Source organism: Paenibacillus hunanensis, assembly GCF_014645615.1.
GTDB classification, from domain to species: domain Bacteria; phylum Bacillota; class Bacilli; order Paenibacillales; family Paenibacillaceae; genus Saccharibacillus; species Saccharibacillus hunanensis.
Map to the genome: position 1 here is coordinate 370,233 of NZ_BMMB01000007.1, position 15,946 is coordinate 386,178.

Below are 15,946 nucleotides of genomic sequence, written 5' to 3' on the forward strand. Positions count from 1 at the left end.
ATTTTCGTTACTTTAGTCTTAGTATAGAAAGAAAGATTATTATTAAAATAATTAAACTTTGAAAAGTAAAATATAAAATTAGTTTTATGTACAGCATTCAGTCTTTTAAAATTGAAAGACTAAATGCTTACAAGCTATTGACTGGATCAAAGAGCCGTATCTAACTCCTGTGACATATCCGTTTGCAGCTTATGCCGCAATCACCAACGACCACACCACCCCATGAAACCCGCTCATCGCATTCGCAATAAACAACACCGGAATCAGCGTCATACCTTGAATGACCGACATAATAAACGCCGCCGTACCTTGACCCGTTGCTTGGAAACCACCTGTAAACAGCGTCGTTATCCTAGTAATAAACAGCGACAAGAAAGTAACGTGCAAAATATAACTGCCCATAACAATCAGCTGCGGATCATTCGTAAGCCAGCCGATCAGGTGATCTGCCACCAGATAGATTACTACCCCGAATACAACCGCCATCAGCACAATCGCTTTGACCGTGAATCGAATCGTTTGCTTCATCCGCAGTTTATTTGCCGTAAACGAAAAGGCGATCAGCGGCACGACCCCTTCACACAATCCCATCATTACAAACTCTGGAAATTGCAGCAATCTCGACGAGATGCCGTATGCAGCAACGGAAGCATCGCCGTATTGAATCAGAAAATAGTTCAGAATCAGCGACATCGCACCAAGAAAGACACTCATCACAAACACAGGCACACCGATTTTGAACACATTGCTCATAATCTCTTGGCTCGCTTTAAACCATTTCAACGACACACTCAGAAAGGTGCTTTTAAAGCCTAGATGATACGTGTAAAAGGCACTTGCGATAAGATTCGCTACAACTGTCGCTGTAGCTACACCGATCACGCCCCAGTGAAGAACAAAGATCGCGAGGGCATCCAGTACAATGATGTAGAAAACATTCATATCATGTAATCCTTATCCATTGCTTACGCTAATAGGATGTTTTGGATAACCTACGATGCTTTGAATGACCATTGAAAAGTGCTTCAGTATCTGCGGATGCTGAAGCTTATTTGCATAGTCACTTGTATAGCTGATTATTGGCTAGAACATGAATGACTTCATCTGGAATGCTAAAATATGCTATAATAGAGCGCTTCAATGAGCAGGCAACCGTTTTGACTAGCCTTATGGGAGTATAATGCTATCCTTGGTATTTTCAGTGTAAAGAAATGCAAGAAGAAAGAACACAGTAAACCTAAAGAGGGGGATTAACCAATGCAGTTAGAACATGAAGGTATCGAAATGCGTCCATTGCGCGCGGAGCATGCCGAGGCGCTCTTACAATTGCGACTCGATAACAGAGACTATATGCAAATCTATGAACCGATTCGACCGGATCATTATTGGACGCTGGACACACAGCGCGAGATGCTAGAGCAGGGGGAACAAAGCTTTCAAGCATGTACGGGCTATGTGTTTGGTATGTTTACACTGGATACAGGACAGCTGGTTGGACGTATAGAGCTAAGCGGTGTAGCAAGAGGACCTTTCCAAAATGCATCGGTCGGTTATTTTGTTGATCAACAGCATCATGGACGAGGATATGCTACTTCCGCATTGCGCTGGGTTATGGATTATGCGTTTCAGGAAGCAGGATTGCATCGTATTCAAGCTGGCGTTATGCCATGGAATCAGCCTTCACAGCGCGTATTGGAAAAAGCCCGCTTCCGCAAGGAGGGGCTGGCTGAACGCTATTTATACATTAATGGCAAATGGGAAGATCATATTCTATATGCGATCACAGCTGAAGAATGGGCGTAGACCTTATCGGATCAGAGCTAGATACGATATTCATAGCACGATCAAGCTACATAGAACGGTTGGCATGGAATAGCGATCGGGTATGAGCTAGCATTGCGATAGCTTCAGCGTACGTGATTGGCTCATAAGGACGAATATCGCTCGATTCTTGTGTTGAGACTATACCGCGATCCATCATATGCTGGAATCGATCTGCATCAGAATGCTCTGTCTGCTCCAGATTAACGGAGCATTGCACATGCTCCACAGATGCTGTATGCTGCTCGTTCGCTGTAGAAATAGACGAGGAAGATGTTGTTGTATTCGTATCATTTGGATTCATTTTCTCATCGATAGATATAGACTCCTCCTGTTCAGCATCATTTACAATCTGAAATGCCTGTGCTTCCTGTGAGTTGTCCTGTTCTAGCACATGCCAGAGCAAAATAGCAAAGTCGACACGCTGCATAGGCGCTGCGGGATCAAGCTCAGGCGATAGTGGCAATCCATTTAAGCTGGCAATTAGCATATCTTCGCTATATGGAGCTTGATTATCAATCGTTGTAAAATAATCGCTAGCCTGAGGTGCTTTAACGAAGCGAAGGTTCTTTATATGAAGTCCCAGTTCCTTGACGAGTAATGGAATCGCTGTAGCATAGGTGAGCGGTGTGGTCGGCTGTAGGGATGGAGCGATAGAAGAGCTTTGATGATGGTCATGATTCATGTGGATCATCTCCTTGAGTAGTCGTCCATTTCTGTTTTGTAGTGCTGTAAAGCATAGCTTAATTGGTATGATCGGCTTTCATTAGTATCCAGTGTAAAGTAGATGCCAATATATGTATATAGAAGAGAAGAAGACGATTTTTTTGATTTTTATGGCACAAGGGTATAAGTTATATAGTAGGGTGTTCGGCGATTAACCATGTTGCAGTTTACATGATTGCCGTGAACATTGAAGAGAATGAGATCATACCATATTGGAGGAGAATCACTATGACTAAACCATCTGAACGATTACTTGTATTTGTAGGCTCGTACGCAGAGTCTGATCATACCGGTGTATATGTGTATGAATTCAATGAAGCCACAGGGGAGCTTGTACAGACGGATGCGTTCACTGGCTTGCAAAACCCAACCTTCCTGAATGTGGATGCCAACGCTCGTCGCCTGTACGCACTCGGTGAAACGGTATCCGAGACAGGGCCAAAGGGCAAAGGCGGCGAAGCAGCAGCATTTGTGATTGATCCAGAGCAAGGCAAGCTGGAGCTGCTCAATCGTGCAAGAACGATCGACGGCCCTCCATGTCATATTGGGCGCTCCGCAGATAGCCGCTATCTGACCATGGTTAGTTACCATGGTGGTATGGTTGGCCTGATCTCCATCAAAGAAGACGGCAGCGTAGGCGAGCTGCTGGATGTGCATCAGCATGAAGGACATAGCGTAGATCCACAAAATCAGGATCGCCCGCATCCACACTCCACATTCTTCGATCCAGCTGGCAAATATGCAATCGTACAGGATCTCGGTCTTGACCGTGTACGCACCTATGAGCTGCTGCCAGAATCAAATGAGCTAAAATTCGTATCCGATGCGATCAGCACTCCAGGTGCAGGCCCACGTCACCTTGTATTCCATCCAAACGGCAAATTTGCCTTTATTATTAATGAGCTTAATTCGACTGTGACTGCTTATCAATATGAAGCAGCGACAGGCACATTGACTGAGGTACAGACGATCCCTACATTGCCTGCGGACTATGACGGTGCTAACGGTTGTGCTGAGATTGCCATTTCAGAAGACGGTCGTTATCTGTATGGTTCGAACCGTGGACATGATAGCATCGTGCAATATGCGGTCAATGCAGAGACTGGCGAGCTGACACTGGTACAGCATGTATCGACAGAGGGTGGACATCCACGTCACTTCTCCCTGTTGCCAGGCGGTCAATACGCACTGGTAGCGAATCGCGATGGTAATAACATCGTCGTATTCAGCATTGATGCGGATAGCGGCAAGCTGACTTACACAGGTAAAAGCGTAGAAGTATCGAAGCCTGTTTGTGTATGGGGCGCACGCTTCTAAGATTATACTTTTATAAAGTGCTGGCTTTTCCAGGCTTTATGGCTGCTATGATGCGATACGGCAACGGTATCGTATAAGAATATAGGTATCGTAAACTAATAGTGAAGTCTCTAATTACGAACGATTTACTAACGACCGACAGTTATCACGCTGTCGGTCGTTTTTTTATGTGGGAAAGATGGTTAACGACATCCTGCTTACAATCGTATAATATAGGGAAGGCTTTCCAGAATAGATCGGCACTGCATTGCAAAAAGCTAACATCGAATTGTTTCAATTTATGATAGAGAGGTAAAAATACATAACCCCATTTATAAGAGCAGCTACGAATCGAATTGGGAAAAGGAGATGCATACGATGACAGAACCGCGTGAAAACAACAAGATTGATCATCAGGATGGCAAGCGCGATCATGCCGAGCAGTATCCTACCGATAAAGAAAGCTTGTTTGACCGTTTTGAATCGGAGCAGACGGTAGATGCCTTGCCTGTAGAGGATATGAAGCTGGAGCAACGGGAAGAAAAGGACGGCGAGCATACGAAGCGCTCTTCATCCAGTCAAAATGCTTACCCGGAGGGTAAGTCCAAGGATGATTCGGATATCGTGCGTTAATTGGATATAATGGAAGAGTGGCAAGGGACAGCTCCGCTGTAGCGGCAGGCGCTGTTCCTTTTCTGGATTCGTATAGATGGAAAGGTGAATGAACGCGATGGCATTTGGAATTAAGCGAGAAGAGCTTCAAACATGGAAGCGTAAAGTTGAAGCAGGGGAAATTGCATTTTTGACTCATTATTGGATCGATGATCGCTTTCCCGATAGTCGGACGGTGACAAAGGTGGGATGTGCAGATATCGATAAGCTACGACACTGGTGCAGATCGTATGGCTTGAATCCGCGTTATATACATTTGCGAGATCGATATCCTCATTTTGATCTGCTTGGAGCAGAACAGGTGCGCATTTTACAAGTGGAGGGCTTACAGACGCATATCGACCGTTTTCGTCTCGATTCGTCATCTTCATAATGTGCGATCTTCCGGGCTGGCATGTTCGGGTCCGGCTGTATCGACCTCTTTAGGAATCGATTATGCATATGAGGCATTAGCCGAAGTGCCAGCTTTATCAGCACCAGTCAGCATGGCAACTACATACATAGCTCCAATAGAGGTGAATAAAGCTGTCGAAATAGAAAAAAAATAAAAAAAATTTAAAAGCGGTTGAAATCGGTTACAAGCCGAGATATAATAGCGTTGTAGAAACGTTTCGACAAAAACACAGAAAATTCTGCAAGTGAATGTAAGCTTGAGGAATATTTTTCTAGTGTCGATATGGGTAAAAATGTGATTATGATCTAAAAATCACAAGTGGAACGTTACTTTCAGTCATGAAAAACTGTATTTTCCATAAAAATACAAAATATCCTTTTGGATGAAATCGAAACGTTTCGATAAGACTTTTTTGGTGAAATCATGCTGAACGATGAGTCGAAACGCCGCTTCACTCCACGATCAGGATCATGCTAAAGTAACAACAGCACTATAACCTGATTGAAGAACAGAGGTGAGCAGATGGGGGCAACTATTAAGGATGTGGCTGCTCTTGCCGGGGTGGCGGTGTCAACCGCCTCCTATGCGCTCAATGGCATCGGCAGAGTGAGTACGAAAACAAGGGATAAGGTGCTGGATGCAGCACGCCAGCTCAATTATCAGAAGAATGGTATCGCATCCGATCTGAAGCGTTCACGCACAAATACAATCGCATTGCTGCTGAGCGATCTGTCGGGGCCTTACTATTCCAGCCTGATCAAGGGCGTACAGGAGGTTAGTCTGAACAATGGCTATGATCTAATCGCCTGTAGCTCGATCGGTGGAGATTCCTCAACTGCTGTGAAGTTCATTAAAGAAAAGCGTGTCGATGGAGCGATCATTCTCGCACACAACATTCCCGACCGAACGATTATGGAGTCGGCGCGTGAGGGCTTTCCGATCGTGATGCTGGATCGCCGATTGGAGCATGAGAGCGTATGCTACGTTGAAGCCGATCATGAGAAGGGTGGCCTACTGGCAACGAATTATTTGATCGAAAATGGTCATCGTCGTATTGCCTTTGTTTCCGGCCCGGCAAGCAGTAAGCATAATAAGGATCGCTATAACGGCTTTACACGAGCGATGAATGATCATGGACTTACGATTGAGCCGCGCTGGAATCTGATCGGTAATTTTACCGAGGAAGGTGGCTATCGTGCAGTGAAGCTCATGATTGCACAGGGGGATTTACCGGAAGCGGTATTTTTCGCTAATGATGAGATGGCACTCGGTGGGATCACGGCGCTTCAGGAAGCAGGCATTCGCGTACCAGAGGACATATCGGTCATCGGCTTTGATGATATCGTGCAAGCTCGCTTTTTGAACCCGGGTCTAACCACGGTACGACAGCCAGATTATGAGGTTGGCGCACTAGCTGTACATTTGATTTTCCAAATTTTAAAAGGAGAGTCGGTGGCACAACACTATACATTGGACACAGAACTTGTTATTCGCGGCACGGTTCGTTCCATTCAAAATTGAGGTGTACGTAATGAAAACATGGTGGAAACCAGCGATATCCGGTCTGCTGATCTTCTCCTTGCTGCTGGCAGGTTGTTCTGGCGGCAACGAGAAGGGCACGACCTCTGATGGTAAGCGTGTATTAAAAGTATGGGGGATGGGTGCGGAAGGTACAGCGCTAAGCAAGCTTGTTCCCGATTTTGAAGCCAAGCATCCTGATATTAAAGTGGATGTGCAGGCGATTCCGTGGGATAACGCGCACGATAAGCTACTCACCGCAGTGGCATCCCGCAGTGGCCCAGATGTTGTACAGATGGGCATGGGCTGGATACCCGAGTTTGCTGGTGCAGGCGCGCTACAGGATTTGACGCCTTATATGGATAAATATCCGAATTTGAAAGCGGATAACTATTTCGAGGGTGCACGTACGAAGATGACCTATGAGGGCAAGACCGTAGGTGTTCCTTGGTATATCGATACCCGGGTGCTCTTTTATCGCAAGGATCTGCTGAAGCAGGTTGGCTATAATGAGCCTCCCAAAACCTGGGATGAACTGAAGGACGCAGCGAAAAAGCTGGCTGCACGCGGCAATGGCAATTACGGGATTTTGCTGGATAGCAAAGACCCACTGTTTACGATTCCATTCGCCTGGGAAAACGGTAGTGAAGTGATTAACAGCAACAAACAGGCACAGTTGAACCAGCCTCCCTATGTGGAGACGATTCAATATTTAAGTAGCTTTTTCAAAGAGGGTATCGCCCCGACTCAGAGTGACATGCAGCTGATCCCTTCGTTTGGTGAAGGCATTCTGCCGATGTTCATCAGTGGACCGTGGTCGGTAAACCAGGTCAAGACGGAGCTACCGGAGCTGAAGCCAGATCAATGGGGAACCGCAGTCATCCCACCGAAAACGGCTGGTGGTGAAAGCGTCTCTGTACTTGGCGGCTCCAATCTATCCGTGTTCAGCACCTCGCAAAATACAGAGGCAGCGGTGCAGTTCATCAGTTATTTGAACGATCCGCAGGTACAGGTCAAATGGTATGAGTTGACACAGGATTTGCCATCCACGACCAAAGCGTGGGAGGACAAAGCATTTGACAACAGTCCGAATATCAGTACATTCCGTACACAGATGGATACGGCACGCTCTACGCCATCCGTCAAAGAATGGGAAACGATTGGCAAGCAGATCAGCGATGCGTTTGATCAGATTGTCGTCGGTGGTGCAGACATTCAGACACAGCTAAACCAGTTAAACGAGCAGGCGAATTCGACGTTGCAGAGCGGGAATTAAGTAGTAATCCTGTTCAGTACGAAGATAGCCAGCAGCATCGCTATAAGGTATGAGCATGGTGTAGCGGTGTGAGTACGAATGAAGCAACAGGTTACAGGGGCAGTAAAAGGGGAGGTCAGGGATGCGCTTGCACGACAGGCGATCCTCCAGCAACAAAGCCGGCAGTGTACCAATAAATAATGACACTGCCACCAACAGTGAAGACTCTGGCGAATGTCCGTGCTGATACTCATACGTGATCCGAACAGCGTCTTTACTGCTATTTTCATCCAAATACCAATAAAGAGGTGGCCCGAGCATGGCTAAATTATGGAAAACTACAGTTGCATGTATGCTGGTATTTTCACTGATACTCGCTGGATGTGGCGGTAAAGACAAAACAACAACAGCGGATGGAAAGCGGATTCTTAAAGTATGGGGGATGGGCGGCGAAGGCGGTTCGTTACCGAATATGGTTGAAGCGTTTGAAAAGGCTAATCCAGATATCGATGTACAGGTACAGCAGATTCCATGGGATAGCGCGCACGACAAGCTGTTGACTGCGGTAGCTTCCAAAAACGGCCCGGACGTTATCCAGATGGGGATGACATGGATTCCAGAGTTTGCGAATGCGGGTGCATTGCTTGATCTGTCCTCGTACACAGATAAATATCCAAACCTGAAGCCAGAGAACTTCTTCGAGGGTGCACGTGAAACGATGAAATATAATGACAAGCTGATCGCGATTCCATGGTATATGGAGACACGTGTACTGTACTATCGTACCGATCTGCTGAAGGAAGTTGGCTACGATCAGGCACCAAAAACATGGGCTGAGCTACAAGATGCAGCGAAAAAGCTGGCTGCACGTGGTAACGGCAACTATGGTATTTTGCTTGATAATCAGGATGCCGCATTCACTCTTCCATTTGCCTGGGAAAATGGTAGCGAAGTCATCAGCAGCGACAACAAAGCTCAATTTAACCAGAAGCCATATGTAGAAGCAGTTCAATACCTGACAAGCTTCTATAAAGATGGCAGTGCGCCATCGCAGAGCGATATGCAGCTTCTGCCAGCATTCGGTCAAGGTATCATTCCAATGTTCTTCAGTGGTCCATGGTCGATCAATCAGATTCATGAAACCGTACCACAAATTGATGGTAAATGGGCAACAGCAACGATTCCTGTCAAAGAAGAAGGCGGCAAAAGCGCATCTGTACTGGGTGGCTCGAACTGGAGTGTATTCAGCAGCGCAGCCAACAAGGACGATGCTGTAAAATTCGTATCCTTTATGAGCGATCCAGCGAACCAGATTGAATACTACAAGCTGTCCAAAGACTTGCCATCCACACTGAAAGCATGGGATGACAAAGCGCTTGATGGCGAACAAATTGCAACATTCCGTGAGCAAATGAAAACCTCTCGTCCATCTCCATTTGTACCGCAATGGGAAGCTGTAGGTCAATTGATCAAGGCAGCCCTGCAACAGATCGTTGTTGGCGGTGCAGATATCCAGACACAGATGGAAGATCTGAATACACAGGCTGATGCCTTGCTACAAAAATAATTCATGCAACGCGCTAACCGCCGGGCATCCTCCGGTGCCTGGCTGGTCAGCTTGTTCATAAGCACATGTGTAGCGTTTCCCCCTACAGACAGTAGGGAAGTAGAAGCGGCTTCACCGGAAGAATAGACTTCCGTAAAGGAGGGAGCAGAACATGCAAAAGGCCTGGCAGTCGTTGGTCAAACACAGATACCCGTATCTGTTTATCGCGCCGACGCTGATTATACTTTTCGTTTTCTCATTTATACCGATTCTCGTTGCTGTATTTATTAGCTTCACGAATATGAATCTGGCAGGGCTGGCAGACTGGTCCAATGTTGAATTCAAAGGTGTGGACAATTTTGTCCAGCTATTCAGTGATGCAGTATTCCGCAAATCGATGTTTAATACGCTGATTTACGTGGTTGTCGGCGTTCCACTCGTTGTCATCGTTTCGATGGCGATTGCGATTTTGATTAATCAGGGTACAAGCTGGATTTTCAAAACGTTTCGAGTTATCTACTATATGCCATCGATTACGAACATCGTTGCGATTGCCGTAATCTGGGGTTATCTGTACAACTCTCAGTATGGTCTGATTAACCATATGCTGGAAGCTGTAGGGATATCGCCAGTACGCTGGTTGCAAGATCCAACGATCGCTAAGTTCTCCCTGATCATTATGGCAGTATGGAAAGCGATCGGTCTAAATATGATTATCTTCCTGGCAGCATTGCAAGGTATTCCGCGCACGTATTATGAAGCTGCACAGATTGACGGTGCAAGCCGCTGGCAGCAACTGATGCGCATTACTGTGCCACTGCTTGGATTTGCAACCTTCTTCGTTTCGATTACAACATTGATCGGTTGGATTCAGTTCTTCGAGGAGCCCCTCGTTATGACGAAGGGTGACCCACTGAATGGTACAACCTCGATGGCACTGTTCATTTATCAGACCGGTTTCCAGCGCAGTGATTTCGGCTACGCGGCAGCAGGCTCGATCGTCTTGTTCGCCATCATCATTCTTGTAACTATCGTTCAATTCAAAGCACGTAAAAAAGACAGTGATGTCGAATATTGATATCCGAGCAGCTCTAACTAGCTAATGCCGGAGCATACTGTGAAAGGAGGTTCCGTGATGGATGTTCGCGTGAAACCTGTTTATCGAGGCATCGTGATCCTTGTACTGCTAATCGGTGCAGTAGCGATGTGTATACCTTTTGTATGGATGATCTTGTCCTCCTTCAAACCGGAGAGTGAGGTTACATCCTTAACACCGAGCTTTTGGCCGCAACAACCAACGATGCATAACTTTGAGCGTTTGTTCACGGAAATGAATTTTGGTGGCTATTTATGGAATACACTTATTATCGTATTCTTCTCGTTTATCGGTTTATTTTTAAATGCGGCAGCAGGCTATGCTTTTGCCAAATTCAAATTCCCTGGTCGTAATGTGCTCTACTATCTCGTACTTGGTACGATGATGATTCCGTCCCAGGTAACGATGATTCCGGTTTACTTGATCTTGAATGAAATGAGCCTTACCAATACGATGGCAGGGATTGTGTTGCCAGGTATGGTCAATGCATTTGGTATCTTCCTGTTCCGTCAATTTATGACGACGATCCCGAATGATCTGATCGAGGCATCACGACTGGATGGTGCAGGCGAGGTTCGCACCTTCTTCCAGCTTATTATTCCAATCGCTAAACCGATCTTTGCCGTACAGGGGATTCTGACCTTTATCGGTGGCTGGAACAGCTTCCTCTGGCCATTGATCGTAGCCAACGATGAGAGCCTGTACACGCTCTCGGTCGGCTTGCAGCTCTTAAAAGGACAATACGGCGGCGACTTTGCCATCCAGATGGCAGGCGCATCCTTTATGGTTATCCCGATTCTGATCATCTTTATCTTTGCCCAGCGTCATATTATTGAAGGGTATACGATTTCGGGAATGAAGTAGGAGGGGGAAAAAGATGCTGGTGGTGTTGCGGGATGTGGTGTCGTTATGCATCAAGCACTCCGTGAAGGAATAAGGGGACGGACTCGGGTGGAGCCGCGGGAATCTTTTGGAATTGGGAATACTTGAAGATTCCCGCCCCTCCAAAGTCGTCCTTACCCCTTATTTCCTTCCCTCCGTTCCCTGCATATTGCATCATGCATGTTGTGCAAGATAGAAGCGCATTCTTTTTCTCAAAGGTTGTAGGGGCAGTAGGATGTTACTGGTACTTCAATTAAAAGCGTAGAATTTCTGAATATAAACGTTCCTTGAATATTAGAGGTATGGAGATTTTTGTGTACTACTCTTTAGAACTCTAATGAGAAGATCTATTCATTTATGTTATTTGTCTATATTGTTCATATTATTCATTTAGATATATGTTCTGCTATATGCTATGTATAGGTGACTTTATTAATCAATGTACTAAAAAAGAAATTGAATTTTAGAATTCAATTTTGGTTGTCAGTTGAAGCTGAGTAGGATGGACACCCACGGAACGATGGTAAGGAAATAAGGGGAAAGGACGACTTTGGAACATAGGAATCTACCTTTACTCCAATTCTTAGATTCCTATGTTCCATCGGAGGACGTCCCCTTATTCCTTACCGGAGTGGTTGTTGCATCATCAACCAGACTTGTAATATTTTGAATATTTGTATGCACATCTCAGCTAGAAATATAAAAAGATACGTATGGAGGGATTCTGCATGTCTACTGTACAAAGTACACAAAGCACCGAGCAAGATCGTTTGTTCCAAAATGAGTATGGTTATTTTACAAAGGATGGACGCGAGTATGTGATTACGAATCCGCGTACACCTCGTCCGTGGAGTAATATTATTAGTAATGGCGATTATTCGTTTATGGTATCGCAAGCAGGTGGCGGTGCTTCCTGGCGTGGCAATGCTGGACAGAACCGGATCACACGATTGTTTCAGGATGTGATCAAGGATTCTTGGGGCAAATTTGTGTACCTGCGTGATCGTAGCTCTGGTCAGTACTGGTCGGCAGCATGGAAACCGGTCATGGCGGAATTTGAACATTATGAAGTTCGTCATGGTATTGGATATAGTGTATTCACCCAGCAGGTAAATGGCATTCGTAGTGAGATGACGGTATTCGTCGCTCCGGATGCTCCACTCGAGCTAATCAAACTTAAAGTTACGAATAACAGCGAACAGACGCGTGAATTAGATGCGACGACTTATTTTGAATGGGCACCTGGATTTGCCCCGGATGAGCATCGTGAATTCCACAAAATCTTTATGAACTCGGAATACAACGAGGGCTTAAACGCGATTCTGCTCGAAAAATACTTATGGAGCTTCCCGGATGAGAAGGGTCGCAGCAACAATGTAAGCTGGCCGTATACTGCATTCCATGCGGCAAGTGAGCAGCCGTCTTCTTATGATGCAGATAAAGAATCCTTTGTGGGAATGTATGGTGAGGAATCTCGTCCACAGGCAATGGAGCAGCCTGAGCTGGCAGGACATACGGGTCGTTTTGGAGATGCTGCTGGATCACTGCGCGTGGCGTTCAAGCTAGAGCCAGGCGCTTCGTATACGGTTGTATTTACGATTGGTGCTGCTGAGCATGAGAAGGAAGATGCAGCTGAACTCATTCGTGAATATACAAGTGTGGAAGCGGCAGATCGTACGCTGGCACGTGTGCATGAATTCTGGAGCGAGCTGATCGATACCGAGCAGATCGAGACACCAGACCCGGCGATGAATATCATGACCAATGTATGGCTAAAATATCAATCGATCTCCTGCCGTCTGTGGGGCAAAACCGCTTATTATCAGGTGAGTGCAGGCTATGGTTATCGTGACCAGCTACAGGATTCGCAAATTTTCCTGACCAGCAAGCCTGAACTGATGCGTAAGCAGATTCTGATGCACGCCTCACAGCAATTCCAGGAAGGCGATGTACTGCACTGGTGGTTTACAATTCGTGGTGGTGGGCCGCGTACTCGCTGCTCCGATGACCTGCTGTGGCTACCGTTCATCATGGATTCCTACCTGAAAGAGACACAGGACTATGACATTTTGGATGAGATCACACCATTCCTCGATGGTGGAGAAGCGACCGTATATGAGCATTGCAAGCGTGCGATTGAGAAATCGTTCCAGCGCTTTAGTCCACGCGGTGTGCCACTGATGGGCGAGCATGACTGGAATGATGGTCTGAGTGCGATCGGTTACGACTGGAAAGGCGAGAGCTTCTGGGTAGGCGAATTCCTGTATATGATTCTGGGTAGCTTCGCACCCGTCGCAGAACGCCGTGGCGATTCAGCCTTTGCTGCGAAAATGCTGGAAGTACAGACTAGCTTGAAAAAAGCGCTCAATGAGCATGGCTGGGATGGGGAATGGTACTTACAGGCGACAACAGATGATGGTCTAAAGGTCGGCTCAAAAGAAAATGAAGAAGGTCAGATTTTCCTCAATCCGCAGATCTGGGCGGTGATCTCAGGTGTAGCTGATGAAGAACGTGGTCAGCAGGCGATGGCGAGCGTTAGTAAGCATCTGCTGCGTGATTATGGATCATTGCTACTATATCCAGCCTATACCAAAGTACGCCGCGATATCGGCTACATCACTCGCTATGCGCCAGGACTGCGCGAAAATGGCGGCGTGTACACACATGCGGCAACATGGGCAGTATGGGCGTATACACTAGCAGGTCAGCCGGAAAAAGCATACGAAGCCTACAGCAAAATCTGTCCGCCGAACCGCTCTCATGAGCCGAATAGTTATGTGGGTGAACCGTATGTAACACCGGGTAACTCTGATGGCCCAATCTCGCCAAACTATGGACGTGGTGGCTGGACGTGGTACACAGGTTCATCCCAATGGCTGCAACGTATGGCAACCAACTGGATTCTGGGCGTGCGTGCAGAACACGAAGGTCTATTGATCGATCCAAGCATTCCATCCGAATGGCCGGAATTCAGCTACCGCCGCAACTTCCGTGGTGCAACGTATTTGATCCATGTGGACAATAGTGCAGGCGTATCGCGCGGCGTGAAGTCCATCACGGTGGATGGCAAAGCGATTGAGGGCAACATTTTACCAGACTTTAAAGACGGTAAAGAGCATGAAGTGAAGGTTGTAATGGGTTAAAGGATGGTTTAGCCAGCAGTCAGTATCAGACTATAATGTCTATATCTAGGTTTTCATCATTTCAATGCTGTTGCCTTACCTCACTTTACTTGTTTTATAGGAAAGAGCATTTCACAGACTGTAATTCAACAAAGTTGACTTTCAGGATGACAAGCAGTATGAAGTAAATGGGAGTAATGGCTTTTCAAATAACTTCTATAATCGTTTTTATAAGAGCAAACTTGCCCAATGAGCAAGTTTGCTCTTTTTTTGCGACGAGTTCCATTTAACAACGTATTGCTTAGAAACCAAGCTAATCAGGTTAATAGCTTGTACTGGCTTTACATAACATGACACTTACATACATAGAAGGCTGGTTTATTCAAAAATGAGGAGGGGTTTATAATGAAAAAGAAATTAACGATCGCTGCTGTTGTCGTAGGCATGGCGGTTACTGGAGCTACAGGCGTATATGCAGGTAGCAATTTTCAACAAATCAAGGCAGCGCTGAACTATGGCATTGGTATTGAAGTGAATGGACAGGCCTATACAGCTAAAGATGCGAACGGTAAAACAATGGCTCCAATCACGTATAATGGTACGACCTACCTTCCCGTTCGTGCGATCGGTGAAGCATTAAACACACCAATTGCCTATGATGCAGCCGCAAGTAAGGTGAAAATTGGCTCAGCAGGTGCAAGCTCCAGCTCATCGTCTACAAGCAGTGTTCCGCCTTCCACTGCAAGCAGCTCCTCCAACGTACAGCGTCCACAGCATATTCCTGCGGATTTCCCAATTCCAGCCGATGCCAAAGTATTTGACGTGATTGAAAGCTCTAAGGATGGCGTGAAATCCGTCGTATTTAGCTATTTGACCAAACAAAGCCTGGATCAGCTTGGCAATAGTTATAAGCAATACTTTGTTTCCAAAGGAGCGACCAAGCAATCTGAAGAGATTCGCTCGGATGCGTTTACGATCATTGATTCAGGATCAACCTTCTCTGTCACCGCAACCGGACAGCCTGGAACAGAAGATAGACAGGGATATAATGAAGTGAATATTATCTGGCAGGGACAATAATATCGTTATTGAGAACGATAGATAAAGATAGAAGAAGCGATAAAAGCGAAAAAAGTAAAAAAAGCTGAAAAAGCTGAAAAAGCTGAAAAAGCGAATGACCTTTTAATAAAATTGGATGCAGCTGGATTAAAATAATAACATCCGATGAAATGCATATAAACTATACAGCCTCTCTGTTCGCTTGGCATAGTAGCCAATAGAGAGGTTTTTTCTTTTTTTATTTTGATAAATAAAGTAGAAGGCTTGATAATCCTAATAGCGACTTGAACAATAACGCACTACATACAACATACTACATACATATACTTTTCCCATGTGCTACAGGTTGTCCTTATCCAGGAGCGATAATCGATCAAAACGGATGAGCTCATTCTATTCATTTTTTCTAACATTGTTACTTAATCGGCATGGCTTATGTAAATTTGGCATTGCTAACAAAATGCCAATAAGCATCTAGTTTATTCATTTATAAAGTTGTATAATCATTCATAATTATTTAATGAATCTCATGTTTATGCAATGTGATTAAGGATCAGAT

Annotated in this window: 12 protein-coding genes and 1 pseudogene; 11 read left to right on the top strand and 2 right to left on the bottom strand. The window is 45.7% G+C overall.

The features are described 5' to 3' along the window. Window positions 1-195: 195 nt before the first annotated feature. Window positions 196-927, bottom strand: a pseudogene (locus IEX62_RS17170) (MATE family efflux transporter); the annotation flags it as partial. A gap of 330 nt (window positions 928-1,257) precedes the next feature. Here IEX62_RS17170 and IEX62_RS17175 point away from each other — a divergent pair. Then, on the top strand, window positions 1,258-1,803 hold the full coding sequence (locus tag IEX62_RS17175) for a GNAT family N-acetyltransferase (RefSeq protein ID WP_188776756.1): 546 nt from the start codon (window positions 1,258-1,260) through the stop codon (window positions 1,801-1,803). Between the two features lie 46 nt (window positions 1,804-1,849). On the opposite strand, the gene IEX62_RS17180 is transcribed toward IEX62_RS17175, so the two are convergent. Further along, the gene (locus IEX62_RS17180; RefSeq protein ID WP_188776757.1) at window positions 1,850-2,506 is read right to left on the bottom strand and encodes a hypothetical protein; all 657 of its coding nucleotides are present in this window, start codon (window positions 2,504-2,506) and stop codon (window positions 1,850-1,852) included. 269 nt (window positions 2,507-2,775) lie between these two features. Here IEX62_RS17180 and IEX62_RS17185 point away from each other — a divergent pair, with 269 nt between their 5' ends. From IEX62_RS17185 to IEX62_RS17230, 10 genes are all read left to right on the top strand, one after another. Then, window positions 2,776-3,864 carry a lactonase family protein gene (locus IEX62_RS17185; RefSeq protein ID WP_188776758.1) on the top strand — a complete coding sequence of 363 codons (1,089 nt, stop codon included), beginning with the start codon at window positions 2,776-2,778 and terminating at the stop codon, window positions 3,862-3,864. A gap of 357 nt (window positions 3,865-4,221) precedes the next feature. Then, window positions 4,222-4,476 carry a YczO family protein gene (locus IEX62_RS17190; RefSeq protein WP_188776759.1) on the top strand — a complete coding sequence of 85 codons (255 nt, stop codon included), beginning with the start codon at window positions 4,222-4,224 and terminating at the stop codon, window positions 4,474-4,476. Between the two features lie 97 nt (window positions 4,477-4,573). Beyond that, window positions 4,574-4,888 carry a hypothetical protein gene (locus IEX62_RS17195; protein WP_188776760.1) on the top strand — a complete coding sequence of 105 codons (315 nt, stop codon included), beginning with the start codon at window positions 4,574-4,576 and terminating at the stop codon, window positions 4,886-4,888. A 543-nt stretch (window positions 4,889-5,431) separates the two neighbouring features. Beyond that, window positions 5,432-6,430 carry a LacI family DNA-binding transcriptional regulator gene (locus IEX62_RS17200; RefSeq protein ID WP_188776761.1) on the top strand — a complete coding sequence of 333 codons (999 nt, stop codon included), beginning with the start codon at window positions 5,432-5,434 and terminating at the stop codon, window positions 6,428-6,430. A 10-nt stretch (window positions 6,431-6,440) separates the two neighbouring features. Further along, window positions 6,441-7,703: a sugar ABC transporter substrate-binding protein gene (locus IEX62_RS17205; RefSeq protein ID WP_188776762.1), complete on the top strand. Its 1,263-nt coding sequence runs from the start codon at window positions 6,441-6,443 to the stop codon at window positions 7,701-7,703. A 298-nt stretch (window positions 7,704-8,001) separates the two neighbouring features. Further along, window positions 8,002-9,249 carry a sugar ABC transporter substrate-binding protein gene (locus IEX62_RS17210; protein WP_188776763.1) on the top strand — a complete coding sequence of 416 codons (1,248 nt, stop codon included), beginning with the start codon at window positions 8,002-8,004 and terminating at the stop codon, window positions 9,247-9,249. Between the two features lie 151 nt (window positions 9,250-9,400). Beyond that, the gene (locus IEX62_RS17215) at window positions 9,401-10,306 is read left to right on the top strand and encodes a carbohydrate ABC transporter permease (protein WP_188776764.1); all 906 of its coding nucleotides are present in this window, start codon (window positions 9,401-9,403) and stop codon (window positions 10,304-10,306) included. A 57-nt stretch (window positions 10,307-10,363) separates the two neighbouring features. Then, a complete protein-coding gene (locus IEX62_RS17220; protein WP_188776765.1) occupies window positions 10,364-11,188 on the top strand; it encodes a carbohydrate ABC transporter permease in 825 nt (274 codons plus the stop codon). Window positions 11,189-11,934: 746 nt separating this feature from the next. Further along, window positions 11,935-14,349: a glycoside hydrolase family 94 protein gene (locus IEX62_RS17225; RefSeq protein ID WP_188776766.1), complete on the top strand. Its 2,415-nt coding sequence runs from the start codon at window positions 11,935-11,937 to the stop codon at window positions 14,347-14,349. A gap of 384 nt (window positions 14,350-14,733) precedes the next feature. Next, window positions 14,734-15,408, top strand: a complete 675-nt coding sequence (locus IEX62_RS17230) for a stalk domain-containing protein (protein ID WP_188776767.1) — start codon at window positions 14,734-14,736, stop codon at window positions 15,406-15,408. The last annotated feature ends 538 nt before the right edge of the window (window positions 15,409-15,946 follow it).

Bases quoted from the DNA above. Each gene is read 5' to 3' on its own strand.
- IEX62_RS17175 (WP_188776756.1), top strand. From the start codon at position 1,258: ATGCAGTTAGAACATGAAGGTATCGAAATGCGTCCATTGCGCGCGGAG.
- IEX62_RS17180 (WP_188776757.1), bottom strand. From the start codon at position 2,506: ATGAATCATGACCATCATCAAAGCTCTTCTATCGCTCCATCCCTACAG.
- IEX62_RS17185 (WP_188776758.1), top strand. From the start codon at position 2,776: ATGACTAAACCATCTGAACGATTACTTGTATTTGTAGGCTCGTACGCA.
- IEX62_RS17190 (WP_188776759.1), top strand. From the start codon at position 4,222: ATGACAGAACCGCGTGAAAACAACAAGATTGATCATCAGGATGGCAAG.
- IEX62_RS17195 (WP_188776760.1), top strand. From the start codon at position 4,574: ATGGCATTTGGAATTAAGCGAGAAGAGCTTCAAACATGGAAGCGTAAA.
- IEX62_RS17200 (WP_188776761.1), top strand. From the start codon at position 5,432: ATGGGGGCAACTATTAAGGATGTGGCTGCTCTTGCCGGGGTGGCGGTG.
- IEX62_RS17205 (WP_188776762.1), top strand. From the start codon at position 6,441: ATGAAAACATGGTGGAAACCAGCGATATCCGGTCTGCTGATCTTCTCC.
- IEX62_RS17210 (WP_188776763.1), top strand. From the start codon at position 8,002: ATGGCTAAATTATGGAAAACTACAGTTGCATGTATGCTGGTATTTTCA.
- IEX62_RS17215 (WP_188776764.1), top strand. From the start codon at position 9,401: ATGCAAAAGGCCTGGCAGTCGTTGGTCAAACACAGATACCCGTATCTG.
- IEX62_RS17220 (WP_188776765.1), top strand. From the start codon at position 10,364: ATGGATGTTCGCGTGAAACCTGTTTATCGAGGCATCGTGATCCTTGTA.
- IEX62_RS17225 (WP_188776766.1), top strand. From the start codon at position 11,935: ATGTCTACTGTACAAAGTACACAAAGCACCGAGCAAGATCGTTTGTTC.
- IEX62_RS17230 (WP_188776767.1), top strand. From the start codon at position 14,734: ATGAAAAAGAAATTAACGATCGCTGCTGTTGTCGTAGGCATGGCGGTT.